Below are 16,285 nucleotides of genomic sequence, written 5' to 3'. Positions count from 1 at the left end.
TGTCATCTTTTTCATATCAGATTGATTCTTCCGAAACTACTTCAATTCCGTTCCTACGAAGTAGCGCAGTCGTTACACCACATCCCGGAATTTTCCTTTGATTAAACTCACCGCTATAAATCATAGTGCTGCCACATGATGGACTTCTTTCTTTTAGAATTGCTTTTACACTATTTGCTTGTTGAGCAATCCTTAGAACTTCCTCTGCTCCAATCATAAATGCCTGCGTAATATCTTCACCCTTACAAGTCATTACTCTTGCTTTTCCATCTAGAACTTCCTCACCAGTACCACCAACGATTTCTGCTGGTTCCCGAGGAGTCGACAACTCTCCTAAAACCTCCGGACAGACAGCTATCGCTTTATTGTCCTGTATAAGTTGGTAGATCTGCTCTATTTTATTGTCAGTACCGTTATATTTGCAAGGATATCCAACAAGACATGCGCTTACAATGATCATTGGTTTCACCCTTCTAGAATTCCTAATCATTCTTTATTGTGGTTTTTTACCGATTGGAACATAATTGACCCCTTGTGTATAGTTGTTGCCAGCATTCCAGAGTAAAAATTCCCACACCCCATCTTCATTCAGAGCGCGAATTTGATCTTCTACTTCCTTCTTCCCGTATACCTTATAATTACCAGAACCTAGCCATGACGCAGTGAAATCTTGAATCCACGGCCTAGAGACTGGTGGTTTTGGCAGTTCTGCTAGTTTAGCATTTTCCATTTTAATATATTCTTTTACAAGGCGGTATGGTTCAATGTCAGGTCTAGGAATACCAAAGTAGTTATTCGTCCAATGGCTGGGGTAAATCATCGAGCAAATGACATCCACGTTCGAGCTAATCTTGGAGAAGTTTTGCCCGATTCCTGGCGCTTCTGGCAAAGTCGCTGTATAACCGAAAATATCAACAGAAACTTGCACATCGTAATCCTTCAATTGTTCCTTCGCATAAGCTACAAAGTCCGTTACCGCATCGACACGTGCATGAACATTCATATCCTTCGCTGTGAAGTTTGGTTCCTTCGGTTTTCTCTTTTCTAAATCTGTAATTCTCTTATTTAAATCAAGCATTTCCTTTTCAAGCATTGCTTTTCTAGGGTCTTTCGCCGTTGGAGTGTTCGTTCCTTGCGCAGGAGCTTGACTCGCTGCTTGTGCAATTTCTGCATCTAAACGGTTGATATTACCTTGCAGTGATTCTTTTAATTGTAACAGTTCACTATGATTTTTCTGATAGCTAGCGATCTCTACTTGATATGTTTCTTCCAATTCGATAAGCTTCGTCGGCTTTCTATCTTTATATGCACCAAACGCATATTGTAAACTGTCGTCTCTGTTTTCAAATCCTTCAGGAAAGCGCACATAGTCAAACTGAATTTCTTTAAACCCTAATTCCGCTGCCATCTTTGCTATTTCCACATTATAATCCCATACCTCTTGTAAGAATGGGTTTATAAACGATTCTCCGCGACGATTCTTCCACACTTGGCCGTTTTCCTTAAAAGACCATTCTGGCTTTATTTGCGCCATTACAGAATCCTTAAAAACTACTATTCTAGCAATCGGATAAATTTGATGTTGCTCTAGGACTTTCATCATAGCTGGAACATCTTTAATGTTTCTTCTGCTTAAGTCTTTATATGGATGGCCATCTTCCAATGGATAGGTAATATACCCGTGATCATCCTTAATATCAATCACCATCGCATTTAGATCTGTTGTAGTTACCAGATCCAATAGCTTTTCAAATCTTGCACCACCAGCAGAGTGGCTAGTTACGTAGATTCCACGAACGGCATCTGGATATTGAATATTATAAGGGCTGACAAATTTCGCTACCGTTGGTTGTTCTACTTCTAGTTCTGGGTTTTCCTTGTTATCCTCGTTTTCCTCACCATTAGTATCTTCATTCAGGTTCGCAGAATCTTCAATCTTCCCCTGATCTTGATTGCTGTTAAAGGCTCCCATAGAGCCCCCACATCCGACTAACAGCGTAGAGAATAAGGTAATACATAATAATATGCTGAGTATCTTGCTGGTTTTCTTCATTTCGTTTCCCCCATGTATCTTCTCAACAGAGATGTTATGATTCTATTATAAAATTCTTGTGCTAGAAAAGATATGGGAATTATCGATTATTGACTTATTTGCATCACTGGAAATGATTCCTGTTGTAAATGTTCCGTCGTATCTTTATATGCTTGCTTGAGCTTTTGGTAGTCAAATTCACGAAGTAACGGGTCGACTTTATCTTCAAAGTCCTGTATGCTTTTCTCCGCAGCTAACACACGGTAATTACTCTTTCCTTGATGAGTGTACTTGGAAACATAGGTTGGCAGGAATTTCGCATTGGTGATGGCGCGGTTCCCATCTTCATCAATATGCAAATTCAAATACACTACAACTCCGTTATCCTTGTAGTCCCCCCGCTGTGCAGAAACAAAATTCCCCATCGAGTAGATGACAAAGGAATTGTCGATCCATGTAGCTGGCTGAATGACATGTGGATGACTTCCTAAAACTACGTCTACCCCCTGCTCAACAAGAAAATTACTGATTTCAATTTGCTGAGCATTTGGTTTACGATGGTACTCGTGACCGAAATGGATACTCACGATTACAAAGTCTACTGCATCCCTTACACTAGTAATATCTGATTTCATTTTTTCTTTATCGATAAGATTCACAAGATAGTCTTTACCAGTAGGAATCGGAATTCCATTGGTTCCGTAGGTATAGGATAATAGCGCTAGCTTAATCCCATTGCGTTCTACGATTGCATGTAGGTCTCGTTCCTCTTGAGAACGAGCAGTTCCTGAGAATAATAAACCAGCTTTTTCAAGATTTTCAATTGTTTTAATGACACCTTTTTCTCTTCGATCGAGTGAATGATTGTTCGCTGTACTGACATAATCAAATCCCGCTTTCTTCAAAGCGAATAGCAATGATTCAGGTGCATTAAACTCCGGATATCCAGAATATCCTCGATTCTCTACGCCAGCAATCGTAGTTTCCAAATTCCCCATGATGAAATCTGCCTTTTTTAGAAATGGTGAAATCTGTGCTAAGGCAGGGTTAAAGTCATATGCTTTTTGCCCATCTACCGTTGTCTGTGCACCTTGAATTTGTTCCATATGTACCATGATATCTCCTACAGCAGCAATCGTTAAAGATTTTGGCTGCGGCTTTTTAGGTGGTACTGGTTGCTCTGCATTCGATGACAGTTGGTCTTTGATATTGTTCTCAATGCGAACTAGAGATCGCTCCTGCTCCTTTTGCTGCACATTTTGATTCCATATCTGATTGCCTAAATACAACATAATTCCCGTCATAGCAATACATGCAAATATAATTAGAGACTTAATGGCTTTCATAAACATCTGTGACGTCTCCCCCTTCTATTTATGCAAATCGAATTACACGAATTGAGTTTTTATGTAGTCTTCTTTATACAATTAGACTTTTATCAGTGGATATCCTTCTTTTTCTAAGCTATTTATTAATTCTTCAATGTGCTGTTGATTGGTTGTTTCGACAACAAATTCAATTTCCGTCCTACCGAGAGATACTCGCGTACCCACGCGGAAATGTTCGACAGAAATGATATTCGCCTTTAATGTTGCAAGAATAGCAATGACTTTTTGCAGATTTCCTGGTCTATCAGGAACAGAGGTAAGAAAGCGGAAGTATCTACCTGCCTCCATAAGTCCCTGTTGGATAATCCGTGATATCAGATTCACATCGACATTTCCACCAGATAGGATGGCTATGACGTTCTTGCCTTTCATTTCATTTCGAAACTGTTCATTTGGTGTCGAAACAAGTGCGGCAAGTGCCGCTGCACCGGATGCCTCAACCATTTGCTTCGCTCTTTCTAACAGTATTAGCATCGTCCTTGCAATGTCCTCATCACTCACAGTGACTAGCTCATCAACATATTCTCGTACCATTTGATACGTCTTCTCCCCTGGCTCCTTAACGGCAATTCCATCAGCAATTGTATTCACAGCCTGTAGTGCCCTTCTTTCCTTATCATGAATAGACGCATACATACTTGCTGCTCCAGCTGCTTCCACGCCAATGACTTGAATATCAGGATGAGTCTCTTTGATTGCTGCACCAATCCCCGCAATTAAGCCTCCACCACCAATTGGAACAAGGATTGCCTCTATATCTTGCAAGTCCTCCAACAACTCGAGAGCGATTGTTCCCTGGCCAGCAATAATTTCTTCATCATCAAAGGCATGAATGAAAGTTGCACCTGTCTGCTGCTGTAATTCACGTGCCTTCTGATACGCATCGTCAAACGCTTGTCCGTGTAGAACAATTTCCGCTCCATATCCCTTCGTTGCTGCAATCTTAGCCAACGGAGCACCCTCAGGCATGACAATGGTAGACGGTATCCCTGATTTAGTAGCTGCCAAAGCAACCCCCTGGGCGTGGTTTCCTGCCGAGGATGCGATTACACCGTGTTTCCTTTCTTCATCAGATAGAGCACTGATTTTGTTATATGACCCACGAATTTTGAACGACCCTGTTTTCTGTAAATGTTCATACTTCAAGAATACATTACAGCCAGAAATCTCACTGAAAATGTTTGAATACACAAGTGGTGTCTTATGTGCAACAGCTTGAATCCGAGTCTGTGCCTCTACGATTTTATTATACATGCAGAATCTCCTTTTACTATTTTTGCTTTTATTGGCTTTTTTGCTTTCTTTATTATTTTGCTTTTATCGAAACCAATTAAGATGTCCTACGGAACAGAAGGGTTTACCCACTATCTAAACACGATCTTCTTTCTATAGTCTTTCCTATTTGAATGAAAATTTTTCAAAAAACAGCATGGGTTGGGAATCATTAGTATGAAATTTGCGCACATCAAAATGGAGTTAGCAATATGCTAACTCCATTCCATCTATCTTAAGTAAACTTAAAGTTCTAATTATCTTTAGTAATCTTATAGTTCTATTGCTAGCTAGTAAAATTAAGCACTTCTAGCTACATTTATGATATTTCAAACGCAATTAATTTCTTCGGGTGTGCCTCTAACTTAGGTGCAAAAATATAACGGACCAGATTCCCTTCCTCCACTTTACGCAGGAACTGGTATCTTCCCGTACTCAGCATAAAGGTTCCTCCACGGAAAATCCATTGATTGGCATGCTCCTTTTGTTCAATGGTCTCTACGACGAAACATCCCTGTACTGTTCCAAACTGAATACACGTTCTAATGTTTTTGCCAGATTCGAATGCTGCTAGTATTTCATTCAAAACTTCAAGATCATTCATTACACGCACTCCTTTTTAAAAGCAATCCTAACACTAGGATACCTTGTAAAAGGAATTTAATCAATATCTATCTTCACAATTTTTGTTGCCATTACTTGTTAGGCAGTTAATAATTCATATTTCGCTAGTTTTTCAAAGCCACCCATCACATTAAACACATTAGTGAAGCCTAAATCATATAAAAGTAACGTAGCATGCACACTACGAATTCCGTGTTCGCAAACAATATATATATCTTTATGATTCGGAAGCTCTGACGAGCGCTTCACAACTTCACTTAATGGAATCCATAAGGAGTTAGGGATGCTATATCGAAGAAATTCATCCTCCTCCCTAACATCTAGAACTATATAACTATCGCGGTCACGCTTTTTACACACCCTCGCAAAATCTTTCGGGGAAATATTCCAATTCACTACATCGCACCTCCGATAAAATTGTAGCCTAACATCATAATATCGCAGGAGCCTACTTTTGTTACTGTGGGGCACCAAATTCAATAAATTTTTGTGTCACAGGATATCGGTTAATCGTTGTTAATTGTTCTTTCCAATCCACTGGCAAGGAAAAAGTGTGTTCATAAATAGCGTCAATCGCCTGTTTGTAAAGGCGCACCACTTTATCTACTGAGTCTACAGCTTGTTGTTCATAGATATTAATCAAATAACTATGTAGTGGAATTCTTGATAATTGCTCTAAGAACCCATATAACGTAATATCAGAAGAACTAAAAATGTATGCCCCTCTGCTATCTTCAAACATACGGTAATATTCGTCTTCGCGTTTTTCTTCCACAAGCGACACGTGACCCTGAGTAAAATTGTTCTGCTTCTCATTTAAAAATGTAGCATAGTTCTCTAGCACTGGCCGCAACGTATGAAAGATTCCTACTGGACCATGAATCTGTAACTCTAACTGGGCGCCATTTACCGTTTCTGAGAGCTTACATAGTTCTGAAATGCTTAACTCCCGAGATAGCAAGACTTTCGATACACCTTGCTCATGCCAAAAGTTAATCATTTCACTATTCGTCACTGTGGTTTCTGTCGCTAATATCAGTGGTATCGTAATGTCAAGCGCTTTTGCTTGCGCAAGAATCGAGGCATCACTAAACACAATCCCTTCTATCCCGATGTTCTGCGCTTGTGTTAACGCTTCACGAACATCCGGTAAGTCGGCATTGTGTATCATCGTATTCAACCGCAAATGCACTTGTCTATGGACCCCTATCTTCTTTGCATAGGTAATTAATTGCTGAATTTGTTGCCAGCTTACGTGGTACTTCTCGCCACGCAGGCCTAGCACGGGCCCATTCACACTTACAATGGTCGCTCCAGCATTAAAAGCAGCAATTCCATGCTCAAAGCTAGGGGCATAGACATGAATTTCAGGTAATGTTTGATTCAAAGTGTTCATTGCTGTTTATTCTTCGCAATCATGGTCGTGATCATGGTGATCATCATCACCCTTAAGATCTTCTTCTGAGATTGGAATGTCTTTACCCGTTCTTTTCTTGTAATCTAATAAAGCTGATTTTAATGCTTCTTCTGCAAGTACAGAGCAGTGCATTTTTACTGGAGGAAGCCCATCTAACGCTTCTGCAATAGCACTATTCGTAAGTTTCAAGCATTCTTCTACTGTTTTACCTTTAATGAGCTCTGTTGACATACTCGAAGTAGCAATTGCTGCACCACAACCAAACGTCTTGAATTTTACATCTTCAATCACACCATCGTCTGTGATCTTAAGATATAACTTCATGATGTCGCCACACTTCATATTCCCTACTTCACCGACTGCATCCGCATCTGGAATCTCGCCAACGTTTCTAGGATTTGTAAAATGATCCATTACCTTCTCTGTATACATAATAAGCACCCCTTCATAGTAATTCGCACAAAATTTTAACAACCAAAATTTAAATCAACCAAGTTAATGTATATATTGAAATTACATAATTTTACGCTTTTGATTTGATATATTGTTCCCATACAGGAGACATTTCGCGTAGACGCGCTACAATCGTCTGAAGTTCAGCTATCACATAGTCGATATCTTCTTCCGTTGTATCCTTGCCGAGTGTCATACGCAGGCTTCCGTGGGCTGTTTGGTGACATAAACCCATTGCCATTAACACGTGTGATGGATCTAATGATCCCGAAGTACAAGCAGATCCACTGGATACAGCGATGCCCTTCATATCCATACTAAGGATTAAAGACTCACCCTCAATATATTCGAAGCTTATATTTGCGTTGTGTGGCAAGCGATGTACCGGATGGCCATTAAGCTTTGTTTCAGGAACCTTTGTCAATAACTCATGAATCAGTTTATCTCGCAATCCTTCTAGTCGCTTTGATTCCGTAGCCAGCTCGCTCACTGCTAAGTCGATAGCAACTGCTAATCCTACGATACCTGCTAGGTTCTCGGTACTTGGACGAATTTTACGTTCTTGTCCTCCGCCTATCATTAAAGGCTCTACGCGGATCCCTTTACGAACATATAAAGCACCTACACCCTTAGGGCCATAAATCTTATGGGCTGAAATCGCCAGAAGGTCCACCGCTAGCTCATTGACATCTACAGCAAGCTTACCTACCGTTTGAACGGCATCGGTATGGAACACGGCAGGATGGTTCTTCAATAACTGGCCAATCTCCGCAATTGGCTGAACGGAGCCAATCTCATTATTCGCATGCATAATCGTAACAAGAATCGTGTCGTCACGCAATGCGTCCTGTACAGATTGTACAGCTAGTATTCCGTGTTCGTCGACAGGCAGATACGTAACTTCGAAGCCTTCTTTTTCAAGCAATTTACAAGTATCTAATACTGCATGATGTTCAATTGTAGTCGTTATAATATGCTTTCCTTTTCCCTGCTTCGCCTTCATACGAGCAGTTCCAAGAATCGCTATGTTATCTGCTTCTGTTCCGCTTCCAGTGAAGATAATCTCTTTTGCATCAGCTCCTATTGCTTTTGCAACCTTAGCACGTGCGTCCTCTAATTGCTTCTTCGCACTTCTACCGAATTGATGAATGCTTGATGGGTTTCCAAATTCCTCTCGATAAATGGTTACCATCGCATCGATTACTTCATTACGCATAGGAGTCGTTGCCCCATGATCTAAGTATATTTTTCTCATCTATATACTCCCCTTTTTATCACCAAACTGTAATTCTTGATTGACTATATCTGCTAACGTCATGTCATCTAGGACATCCGTCATTGAATCGCGTAACCGCTCCCATACCATTTTTGTCGCACAATGGGTTGTTTTGTCGCAACAATCTCCATCATGTTCTTTCAGACAGTCAACAGGAGCAATCGGACCTTCTAGGACTCTAACTGCTTCGCCGACATAAATTTCTGCTGGGTCCCGTGATAACTGATAGCCACCTTTGGCGCCGCGAATACTTGAAATAATGTTCGCTTTTCGTAAATCCACGAATAACTGCTCTAAATATTGCTCTGGAATCTTTTCAGTTGTAGCTATCACTCGTAAAGGCACAGGTCCAGTATCAGCCTTCATCGCAAGATGGGCTAATGCCATCAAACCATAATGTCCACGTGAAGTTAATTTCAATCCGCAAACCCCCTCGGGTAAAACAATTTATCTCAGCGGCGATTACTAATACTCCCACTTCTATAAGTAGGAGATAAGTGCCGCTAAGCTTCAAAATAAGTGCAACTAGAGTTCAGGTGGAGTAAAAACTCCATCTAAACTAAGTTTTCTTTATCTATAATGTTGACTAAACTAGTAAGGTATATGCATATAAAAAGCCTATGAAAAGATAATTCATACTAAATTACTCACCTTTAGTATATGATTGTCTACTAATCTTGTCAACTTTTTTTCTAAAGATAAAGAAAACTTAGCATTCGCCAAGCTATTGCGATGCACACAGGTGCATAAGTCTCGCTTTTAGAATGCCTTAGTTGCACTGACGCATAAACACAGCAGTTTACTGCTGATGTGTTGCTAATGCAAAGCTAGACTATCTACATTAAAAAACATATTTCTTGATAGTAAAAAAACTGCTTTCGCAGTTTTTTACGCATCATGCTTAGTTTGGCATCTTCCGCAATATCCATACAAATCTAAACGTACAGATTCAATCGCAAATCCTGTCGCTTCTTCCGCCTCTAATTTCACTTCATTTACAGGCGATCCCATAAAGTCTGATACTTTACCGCATTTTTTGCAGTATACATGGTAGTGTTCCATCACATTACCATCGAAACGGCTCGCTAAATCGCCATACTTTAGCTCAAGTACTAAGTTATGCTCTTTAAGAAGATTTAATGTGTTATATACTGTTGCTAAGCTAAGTCCATAGCAGTTTTCACTCACATTTTGATAAATCTCCTCAGCCGTTGGATGAGTATCCGTTCCTTTTAAGTAGGAAAGAATTTTCAATCGTTGTGGAGTTACCCTTACATTACAGCTATGCAATTCACGAATAATTTCTTGTGCAGAAATCATTATCTCACCCTCCTTTGAAGAGTTGTTTATATTTTAGTCTGATTTTAACATAATATTTAAATTAAAGCTAGAATTTGTGTGTAAGACCTTTTCACTAATTTTGCATAAAGAACAGAAATTTTACGAACAATATTACTGCACTAACAATTGCAAATCAACAAAAGGAGGTTCCAACATGTCAGTTTTAGATAACTTTGATGAATGGAAAGGCTATTTAGCAAAAAGAATTAGCCAAGCAGAGTCAATGGGTATGTCTCAAGATAGCATTGCCCTTGCTGCAACTAAAGTTGGTGATTTCTTAGCTGAAAGCGTTGAACCACAAAACCGCGAAGAACAGTTATTAAAGGAAATGTGGGTTAACAGTAACGAGCAAGAACAACAAGCGATCGCTAATGCTTTAGTAAAAATGCTTGACAACAATCGTTAATATTTAAGACTAAAAAAGAGAACCGCTAGGTTCTCTTTTTAGGTTCATTTATTTAGAATACATTACCTATAATTTGATTACTTTCTATAGTAATAGATATGTTATTGTAATTACACTTGTACACTTTTCGATAAGGCTACTTCTAACTCTGCCTGTAATTGCTCCATAATCTTCTTGACAGGTAATATCTCCTTGATACGATGCGCGTATTCTCCTGAAAACACAAGACCACCCTCTGCATCGCCATCAACCGCACGCTCTAGCGCGTCAAAGATGCAAAAACGTTGACTACAGTGCTTCAGGCATGCACGACAGCTCTCAATCCCTACTTCAACATCACCAGCGATTTTATCCGTAAACGCATTTCGTAGAGCACGCCCTGGTAGCCCTACTGGACTATTAATTAACACTGTTTCCTCTTCTGGAACAGCCTTTAGGAATAAGTCCTTAAACGAATCCGCTGCTTCACACTCTTCACTAGCGACAAAGCGCGTACCCATCTGGACACCAGAGGCACCCATTTTTAACATTTCCGCAATATCATTGCCATCAATAATTCCACCTGCTGCTATTACAGGAATCGATACTTCCTTCACAACTTCTGGTAGGATGTCCTTCACAGAACGGTCTGTCCCTAAATGGCCACCTGCTTCTTTTCCTTCCACTACGATGGCTGCCGCACCCATTCTTTCCGCAAGCTTTGCAAACTTGGCTGATGAAACAATCGAAACGATAGGAACTTGGAACTCCCTACTCCAAGCATATATATCTCGAGAAAATCCTGCCCCCGATATGATAAAATCAATCTTCTCTTCCATGGAAGTACGTACTAGTTCCGCGAATTGACGAGCAGCAAATAGAATATTCACTCCAATATAACCTTTGCCTGACGTTAACTCTCTAGCCTTACGGATTTCTTTTCTAAGCTGTTCTATAGAAAACCCAGTGCCGGCGATAATTCCAATACCGCCATTATTTGCAACAGCAGCAGCAAGTTTCGCAGTGGAAACACGCACCGCCATTCCTCCTTGAATAATCGGAAGTTTTGGCATCATATGAGCAACTTTAAGCTGTGGTATAGACATCACTTTATATTTCCTCCAATTCTCTCTCATCATATCCTTATAATACAACATTTGTATTCTTTCATAAATAATATAATGAATATTGTTTTTGTTCAACTACTTAATTATTTGTGTTTCTAACATTTTTCCCTTATATTATAAAAGGATAACCATACTTAACCAAATAACGTTAAACTTTATATAAGGAGATTATCTATGGACCAACAATTTCTTCATCTTATATTAGCTATTTTCATCGGTGGACTTATCGGTGGAAGCACAAACATGTTAGCAATAAAAATGCTTTTCAGGCCCCATCAACCCTTATATATAGGCAAAAATAGAATTCCTTTTACACCTGGCTTAATTCCTAGTAAACAAGATCAATTAGCTATAAAAATAGCCTCCGTAGTTTCCGATTATATTCTAACACCAAGTGTAATTGCGCATGCATTTACTAAAGTGAATTTTCAAAAAAAATTACATGATATATTAAAAGCGTATTGGTCAGAATCTATGAAGAAGGGTTACACACTAGAAACTCTTATAGACTCATTCGGCTTTGATAAAGAGCGTATCATTATACTCTTAAAAGATTCGATCGTACGTCAAATGATTCATGTAAATACTAGGACAAACATTAAAGAAGCCCATTCACTGTTTATAAAACAGTTCGGTCAGAAGCAGATTTCGTCCATAATACCAAAGGTATTCCAAGATACAATCGAGCAAAATGTCGATCATACAATAGAATTACTACTAGAGTATTTTTCTAAGCAATTAAACGAAAACCAGACCAAAATAGCTATGATACAAATGTTAGAAGAATCCTTTGACATCAAAAACCCTCTGATGAAAAAGCTATTTTTCTCTGTGATTGCTGATGATCAAATATTACAAAGCATTATCAAAAAGCTACAAAAAGCTATTGAAAGCGATACAGTTAAGCAACTCGTGAAAGACTCCTTACAAAAAAATTGGGATTCCATATTAGAAAGTACAATACTAGATCTCATCATCCGTTGGCCAGAGCAAGCAGCTCAATTTGAGCGTGTCCTCACTAAGACGATTCATAAAACAATTCAAACAGCATTACACACAGCGCAACTCCATGAAAGTTTAGAAATGATTGTTCGTAAACTAGTGAATAACTTCTTACATACACCGCTGCAAAAGTATGAAAAGACTTTGGAACCTTATGTCGACCAAATCATTCAAGCAATCTTGAGTAGCGGATTAGAGTACGTCCAAAGGCATGTTGACACATTAATAGCTTCTATTAACATTCACGAAGTCGTTCGATCGCAAGTAGCTGCGTTCCCTTCCAAGAAATTAGAGGCAATGATTCTACAGGTAGCCAATCGAGAGTTATTGTATATTACGTATTTCGGGGTACTTTTAGGAGGACTGATGGGGATTCTACAATATCTACTTTCACGGCTCTTATAAGTTCGGCATGCGCCTAGCTTCGGCAAAGCACACAAGCGCTACGTCTCGCATTAAAATGCCATAGTTGCCGTGACGCAAAACAAGCCTCACTAAGAGAATCGCCACTAGCGAGAATTTCCGCTGTGGCGATTTGAATGTTCAGAATTACTTATCAATTGTTAAAACTCCTGCGTGAGCATATTCGTCTTTTTTAAGATCTTTCACAAACACATGAATTCTTTCTTTCGGTACTCCAATTGCTTCCTCAACTGCTACTGTTACCTTTTCAACTAAAGCCCGTTTCTGTTCTAATGTGCGTCCTTCTAACATTTCCACCGTCACAAAAGGCATACTTTTTCCCCCTTAATGTTATGTATGATACGAATGAGCTAACGACTTATTATACCTCGTTATATGCTGTACTTTCAAGGAATTGCAAGCGAATTAAAGAGATACCCCACACTTGCGGAAAACTACTTGAAAAGGACCTGTACACGACAGGTCCGCAAGAAGCTATCACTGCGAAGATGGGAACTGATTCTGCATTTCCCCTAAGAACTTTTGATACGATTGAGAAATCTGTTGATGGTCTGTATTTTGCGTATTATACCAACCTTTTTGCGTCATCAAGTTGTATAACTTTCGTTGGCATTGCAGTGTTTCCTGCATAATACTACCACAATCTTGATGCAGCTTTTCACTACTTGCTTCAATGGTTGCTGTATGATACAGACTTGATGCATGTTTTTCAAGCAAAATCATTTCATTTAATAGATCACGATCAGTGAAAGAAGCGGTTTGCACATTCGATTCCCCCTTATCATTAGTGCCTGCTTATTGCATTTGTCCTTGGCTCATTCCTTGTAGGTGGGATAATATCGTCTGATAATGTCGTTGGTGCATGTCACACGCTTGACGGAACGCATGTTGTAATTCTTGGTCCGTCACTTGTTGAGCCGCTTCATGATATCTTTTCACCATCAATAACTCAGTATTTAATTCGTCATTGATGTACATTAAATCTTTCTCAGATAGTGTCATCTGCTTCATAGGACTCATGTTAGACATACGTAACCACCTTTCGACTGGATTACGAAGCTTATTTTTTGTCTTCGCACCTATTAGAGTGAGCATCCTACTATTCATTTATCCGTTGAAAATGTTTGTGAAAATGTTATATGCTGTAGCTTTTATTTCCTAATAAATGCTGGACAATAATATAAAAATAAAGAGTCAGTAGAAAACCCGTAATATTAATAAAAAAGCTATACAGAAATTTCCAGTGTACGTGTTCAAATAATCCGATATAATCCATAAACACTTCAAAAGACAAAAAGATGAAATCAGCCAGTATGAGAAACAGTAGCCCTTTGATTGGATTCCCCCACGGATAGAAATGCACTATAAATACACCACCAGCATACAGTCCTATAATGTAGAATAAAGGAAGATTGAATACTTGAATCATCGGCTGATGAAAGAGATAGATGCCTCCTTTAGACAATGGAGAATCAATGATAATCACTGCGATCATACCAATAATTCCAGCAATCCAGTGGCGCTTGAAGTTTTCCCATTTCACCAGAGCAATCGTAATCCCCCAGACAACCACAGCAAAAATTAACCACCATAGGGAAGCCATTTAATCCACCTCTCTCTTCACTATATATTTACACCAAGTAATTAACGCGATGGATATCAGTGTGCATCCAAGTAAATAAAGAAACATTAAACACCCCAGATTTAAGACTTATGTTACCGATTTGCTTGTCGATTTGCTTGTCGATTTACTTGTCCATTTGCTTACCGTTCTTCTTGCCTTTTCTCTTGTACAAATAACGTTCCATACCAAGCTAAAGCAAGGAAAACCATAACATTTATATACATACTTGCATAGTAGTTCCAATGCACATATTCTAAATCACCTAACCAAAGTACGAAAAGCTCAAATACGAAGAATAATGTAACGAATACTCCAATATGTAATATTTGCCATGTTTTACAAAAAGGTAGGTATTGAACAAACAAGACACCCATGACAAACACTGGACCGAAAGTAAAGCAAAGTGGTGAACCATGAAAGGATAAATAGATACTATGGATATAATATAAATCAAGATAATGAGCATTGATATCTATGCTTAATTGCATCAAAATCGCAAGTACTCCTGCAATGTAAGTCTTATACGTCGGGTCTGGCCTTCTTAAGATAAAGAATAAGATCCAACTAGCTACAAAAACAATAATCCATGACATAACATTGCGTACTCCTCTCAATAGTATCGATGTGCTTTCTATATTCCTAAGTTGTCACTTTAGCATTTCCATAAGTTATCGCTTATAAAATCCCCATAAAATGCAAAAATTATGTTTAATCAAACAAAATGGAGGGGATTTATATGAAGGTTGCTATTATTGGGGCAGGTGTATCGGGACTGTCTTGTGCCCATGCGTTAGAATTACATGGTATACACCCCACAATCTTTGAAGAACGTCACACAGTTGGCGAGTTGTATCATCACGTCGGAGCACTGCTACAGCTGATATACCGTCCAATTAAAGAGCCTTTAACGCATATTCGGAAAAACTATAAGCTTCACTTAGCTCCGTTAGCACCTTTATTATCAATAGAGATGAATACCGTCAACCGGACTCGCACAGTACACGGGAACCTTGGTTGGCTTTTTAAGCGCGGACAGGACCAAGGGACTCTAGAAAACCAATTGGCTTCACAAGTAAAGAGCAGAATCATTTTTAATACTCACGCGAAGTTCGATGAGCTACAGGATGAATTCGATTACATAGTGGTTGCTACGGGAAACAATAAACAGCCGACGGACCAAATGGGAAATGCTGAACCTATATTGCAAACGTGGGTAAGAGGAAGCGTCGTACTAGGGAATTTCGACCCCAATAAGCTTATCATGTGGACGAATACCAACTACATGAAGAGTGGGTATGCGTATCTTACACCCTTCAGTCGTGAACGTGCTTCTTTGATTCTAATTGTTCCCAATACGACAAAAGAAGAGCTTGAATATTATTGGAATCTGTTCCTCGATTTAGAAAAGTTGAATTACCATGTAGTAGATCAATGGGAAGAAGATCACACAGCAAATTACGTGTATCCAAAACAAGTTGGGAAAGTGATATTCGTGGGAACTTGCGGAGGATTTCTTGACCCATTTCTTGGTTTTGGACAATTCTCAGCAATTGCCAGCGGAAATTTAGCGGCAAAGTCAATCATTACGAATCAGCCGTTTGACGAAGTAGCCCAGGAACTAGGCGATATAATAAAAAGCTCGATTGCGATTCGAGAGCGAATCGATACCTTAAACAATACCCACTACGATATTCTTGTCACGTTACTCGGAAATCCTATCGTCTCTAAGCTTGTATACGGTACGAATATTAACTACATGGGTCATACAGCTACGATTCTCAATGCAATCCAAAAGCATTTCCCACTGAAGCCAAAATAGTTCTTGATTTGACTATCGTCGAATAAAAGAATGCAAAGATAAAGCATCAAGTGAGCTGTAATATTTTGCTCCACTTGATGCTTTTTATGTTCAGACTTGTTT

At 39.2% G+C, this 16,285-nt stretch carries 20 protein-coding genes; 3 read left to right on the top strand and 17 right to left on the bottom strand.

Annotated features, from left to right (window positions below; translation table 11 throughout):
- Positions 1–16 precede the first annotated feature (16 nt).
- The 11 genes from BHU72_RS01370 to BHU72_RS01320 all read right to left on the bottom strand — a co-directional run bounded on the left by BHU72_RS01370 (position 17) and on the right by BHU72_RS01320 (position 9,782).
- Entirely contained in the window at positions 17–460 is a 444-nt protein-coding gene (locus BHU72_RS01370; protein ID WP_069700815.1) for a 2-thiouracil desulfurase family protein, read from the bottom strand.
- 33 nt (positions 461–493) lie between these two features.
- The gene (locus BHU72_RS15295; protein WP_083248180.1) at positions 494–2,053 is read right to left on the bottom strand and encodes a putative glycoside hydrolase; all 1,560 of its coding nucleotides are present in this window, start codon (positions 2,051–2,053) and stop codon (positions 494–496) included.
- Between the two features lie 86 nt (positions 2,054–2,139).
- Positions 2,140–3,384: a CapA family protein gene (locus tag BHU72_RS01360; RefSeq protein ID WP_069700814.1), complete on the bottom strand. Its 1,245-nt coding sequence runs from the start codon at positions 3,382–3,384 to the stop codon at positions 2,140–2,142.
- 75 nt (positions 3,385–3,459) lie between these two features.
- Positions 3,460–4,674, bottom strand: a complete 1,215-nt coding sequence (gene ilvA, locus BHU72_RS01355) for a threonine ammonia-lyase (protein WP_069700813.1) — start codon at positions 4,672–4,674, stop codon at positions 3,460–3,462.
- Between the two features lie 337 nt (positions 4,675–5,011).
- The gene (locus BHU72_RS01350) at positions 5,012–5,296 is read right to left on the bottom strand and encodes a hypothetical protein (RefSeq protein ID WP_069700812.1); all 285 of its coding nucleotides are present in this window, start codon (positions 5,294–5,296) and stop codon (positions 5,012–5,014) included.
- Between the two features lie 98 nt (positions 5,297–5,394).
- Positions 5,395–5,712: a rhodanese-like domain-containing protein gene (locus tag BHU72_RS01345; RefSeq protein ID WP_069700811.1), complete on the bottom strand. Its 318-nt coding sequence runs from the start codon at positions 5,710–5,712 to the stop codon at positions 5,395–5,397.
- A 61-nt stretch (positions 5,713–5,773) separates the two neighbouring features.
- A complete protein-coding gene (locus tag BHU72_RS01340) occupies positions 5,774–6,703 on the bottom strand; it encodes a peptidase U32 family protein (protein ID WP_218076069.1) in 930 nt (309 codons plus the stop codon).
- 15 nt (positions 6,704–6,718) lie between these two features.
- On the bottom strand, positions 6,719–7,165 hold the full coding sequence (nifU, locus tag BHU72_RS01335; protein WP_069700809.1) for a Fe-S cluster assembly scaffold protein NifU: 447 nt from the start codon (positions 7,163–7,165) through the stop codon (positions 6,719–6,721).
- 91 nt (positions 7,166–7,256) lie between these two features.
- The gene (nifS, locus tag BHU72_RS01330; protein WP_069700808.1) at positions 7,257–8,441 is read right to left on the bottom strand and encodes a cysteine desulfurase NifS; all 1,185 of its coding nucleotides are present in this window, start codon (positions 8,439–8,441) and stop codon (positions 7,257–7,259) included.
- Entirely contained in the window at positions 8,442–8,882 is a 441-nt protein-coding gene (locus tag BHU72_RS01325; protein ID WP_069700807.1) for an RrF2 family transcriptional regulator, read from the bottom strand.
- A gap of 468 nt (positions 8,883–9,350) precedes the next feature.
- The gene (locus tag BHU72_RS01320; protein WP_218076068.1) at positions 9,351–9,782 is read right to left on the bottom strand and encodes a Fur family transcriptional regulator; all 432 of its coding nucleotides are present in this window, start codon (positions 9,780–9,782) and stop codon (positions 9,351–9,353) included.
- Between the two features lie 175 nt (positions 9,783–9,957).
- Here BHU72_RS01320 and BHU72_RS01315 point away from each other — a divergent pair, with 175 nt between their 5' ends.
- Positions 9,958–10,209 carry a DUF3243 domain-containing protein gene (locus BHU72_RS01315; RefSeq protein WP_069700806.1) on the top strand — a complete coding sequence of 84 codons (252 nt, stop codon included), beginning with the start codon at positions 9,958–9,960 and terminating at the stop codon, positions 10,207–10,209.
- A gap of 110 nt (positions 10,210–10,319) precedes the next feature.
- On the opposite strand, the gene BHU72_RS01310 is transcribed toward BHU72_RS01315, so the two are convergent.
- Positions 10,320–11,294, bottom strand: coding sequence for an NAD(P)H-dependent flavin oxidoreductase (locus BHU72_RS01310; protein ID WP_069700926.1), 975 nt, complete (start codon positions 11,292–11,294; stop codon positions 10,320–10,322).
- Between the two features lie 195 nt (positions 11,295–11,489).
- On the opposite strand from BHU72_RS01310, the gene BHU72_RS01305 reads away from it, so the two are divergent.
- Positions 11,490–12,722: a DUF445 family protein gene (locus BHU72_RS01305; RefSeq protein ID WP_069700805.1), complete on the top strand. Its 1,233-nt coding sequence runs from the start codon at positions 11,490–11,492 to the stop codon at positions 12,720–12,722.
- Positions 12,723–12,866: 144 nt separating this feature from the next.
- On the opposite strand, the gene thmT is transcribed toward BHU72_RS01305, so the two are convergent.
- From thmT to BHU72_RS01280, 5 genes are all read right to left on the bottom strand, one after another.
- Positions 12,867–13,052 (bottom strand): 2-hydroxymuconate tautomerase, encoded by a 186-nt coding sequence (gene thmT, locus BHU72_RS01300; protein ID WP_069700804.1) that lies wholly within the window; start codon positions 13,050–13,052, stop codon positions 12,867–12,869.
- Positions 13,053–13,217: 165 nt separating this feature from the next.
- Positions 13,218–13,505, bottom strand: a complete 288-nt coding sequence (locus tag BHU72_RS01295; protein WP_069700803.1) for a spore coat protein — start codon at positions 13,503–13,505, stop codon at positions 13,218–13,220.
- A gap of 30 nt (positions 13,506–13,535) precedes the next feature.
- Positions 13,536–13,769, bottom strand: a complete 234-nt coding sequence (locus tag BHU72_RS01290; protein WP_069700802.1) for a ferritin family protein — start codon at positions 13,767–13,769, stop codon at positions 13,536–13,538.
- Positions 13,770–13,875: 106 nt separating this feature from the next.
- Complete coding sequence (locus BHU72_RS01285) at positions 13,876–14,343, bottom strand: hypothetical protein (protein WP_069700801.1); 468 nt, start codon at positions 14,341–14,343, stop codon at positions 13,876–13,878.
- Positions 14,344–14,504: 161 nt separating this feature from the next.
- Positions 14,505–14,957: a hypothetical protein gene (locus BHU72_RS01280; RefSeq protein WP_069700800.1), complete on the bottom strand. Its 453-nt coding sequence runs from the start codon at positions 14,955–14,957 to the stop codon at positions 14,505–14,507.
- Positions 14,958–15,100: 143 nt separating this feature from the next.
- Here BHU72_RS01280 and BHU72_RS01275 point away from each other — a divergent pair, with 143 nt between their 5' ends.
- Entirely contained in the window at positions 15,101–16,183 is a 1,083-nt protein-coding gene (locus tag BHU72_RS01275) for an NAD(P)/FAD-dependent oxidoreductase (RefSeq protein WP_069700799.1), read from the top strand.
- The last annotated feature ends 102 nt before the right edge of the window (positions 16,184–16,285 follow it).

Source organism: Desulfuribacillus stibiiarsenatis (assembly GCF_001742305.1).
Lineage (GTDB): Bacteria > Bacillota > Bacilli > Desulfuribacillales > Desulfuribacillaceae > Desulfuribacillus_A > Desulfuribacillus_A stibiiarsenatis.
The sequence above is the reverse complement of the archived record's forward strand: the minus strand, read 5'-3'. Positions and strand labels throughout refer to the sequence as shown.

Excerpts from the sequence above, each read along its gene's own strand:
- BHU72_RS01280 (WP_069700800.1), bottom strand. The coding sequence starts at position 14,957 with ATGTCATGGATTATTGTTTTTGTAGCTAGTTGGATCTTATTCTTTATC.
- BHU72_RS15295 (WP_083248180.1), bottom strand. The coding sequence starts at position 2,053 with ATGAAGAAAACCAGCAAGATACTCAGCATATTATTATGTATTACCTTA.
- ilvA (WP_069700813.1), bottom strand. The coding sequence starts at position 4,674 with ATGTATAATAAAATCGTAGAGGCACAGACTCGGATTCAAGCTGTTGCA.
- BHU72_RS01360 (WP_069700814.1), bottom strand. The coding sequence starts at position 3,384 with ATGTTTATGAAAGCCATTAAGTCTCTAATTATATTTGCATGTATTGCT.
- nifS (WP_069700808.1), bottom strand. The coding sequence starts at position 8,441 with ATGAGAAAAATATACTTAGATCATGGGGCAACGACTCCTATGCGTAAT.
- BHU72_RS01285 (WP_069700801.1), bottom strand. The coding sequence starts at position 14,343 with ATGGCTTCCCTATGGTGGTTAATTTTTGCTGTGGTTGTCTGGGGGATT.
- BHU72_RS01275 (WP_069700799.1), top strand. The coding sequence starts at position 15,101 with ATGAAGGTTGCTATTATTGGGGCAGGTGTATCGGGACTGTCTTGTGCC.
- BHU72_RS01290 (WP_069700802.1), bottom strand. The coding sequence starts at position 13,769 with ATGTCTAACATGAGTCCTATGAAGCAGATGACACTATCTGAGAAAGAT.
- BHU72_RS01370 (WP_069700815.1), bottom strand. The coding sequence starts at position 460 with ATGATCATTGTAAGCGCATGTCTTGTTGGATATCCTTGCAAATATAAC.
- BHU72_RS01350 (WP_069700812.1), bottom strand. The coding sequence starts at position 5,296 with ATGAATGATCTTGAAGTTTTGAATGAAATACTAGCAGCATTCGAATCT.
- thmT (WP_069700804.1), bottom strand. The coding sequence starts at position 13,052 with ATGCCTTTTGTGACGGTGGAAATGTTAGAAGGACGCACATTAGAACAG.
- BHU72_RS01320 (WP_218076068.1), bottom strand. The coding sequence starts at position 9,782 with ATGATTTCTGCACAAGAAATTATTCGTGAATTGCATAGCTGTAATGTA.
- nifU (WP_069700809.1), bottom strand. The coding sequence starts at position 7,165 with ATGTATACAGAGAAGGTAATGGATCATTTTACAAATCCTAGAAACGTT.
- BHU72_RS01315 (WP_069700806.1), top strand. The coding sequence starts at position 9,958 with ATGTCAGTTTTAGATAACTTTGATGAATGGAAAGGCTATTTAGCAAAA.
- BHU72_RS01305 (WP_069700805.1), top strand. The coding sequence starts at position 11,490 with ATGGACCAACAATTTCTTCATCTTATATTAGCTATTTTCATCGGTGGA.
- BHU72_RS01310 (WP_069700926.1), bottom strand. The coding sequence starts at position 11,294 with ATGTCTATACCACAGCTTAAAGTTGCTCATATGATGCCAAAACTTCCG.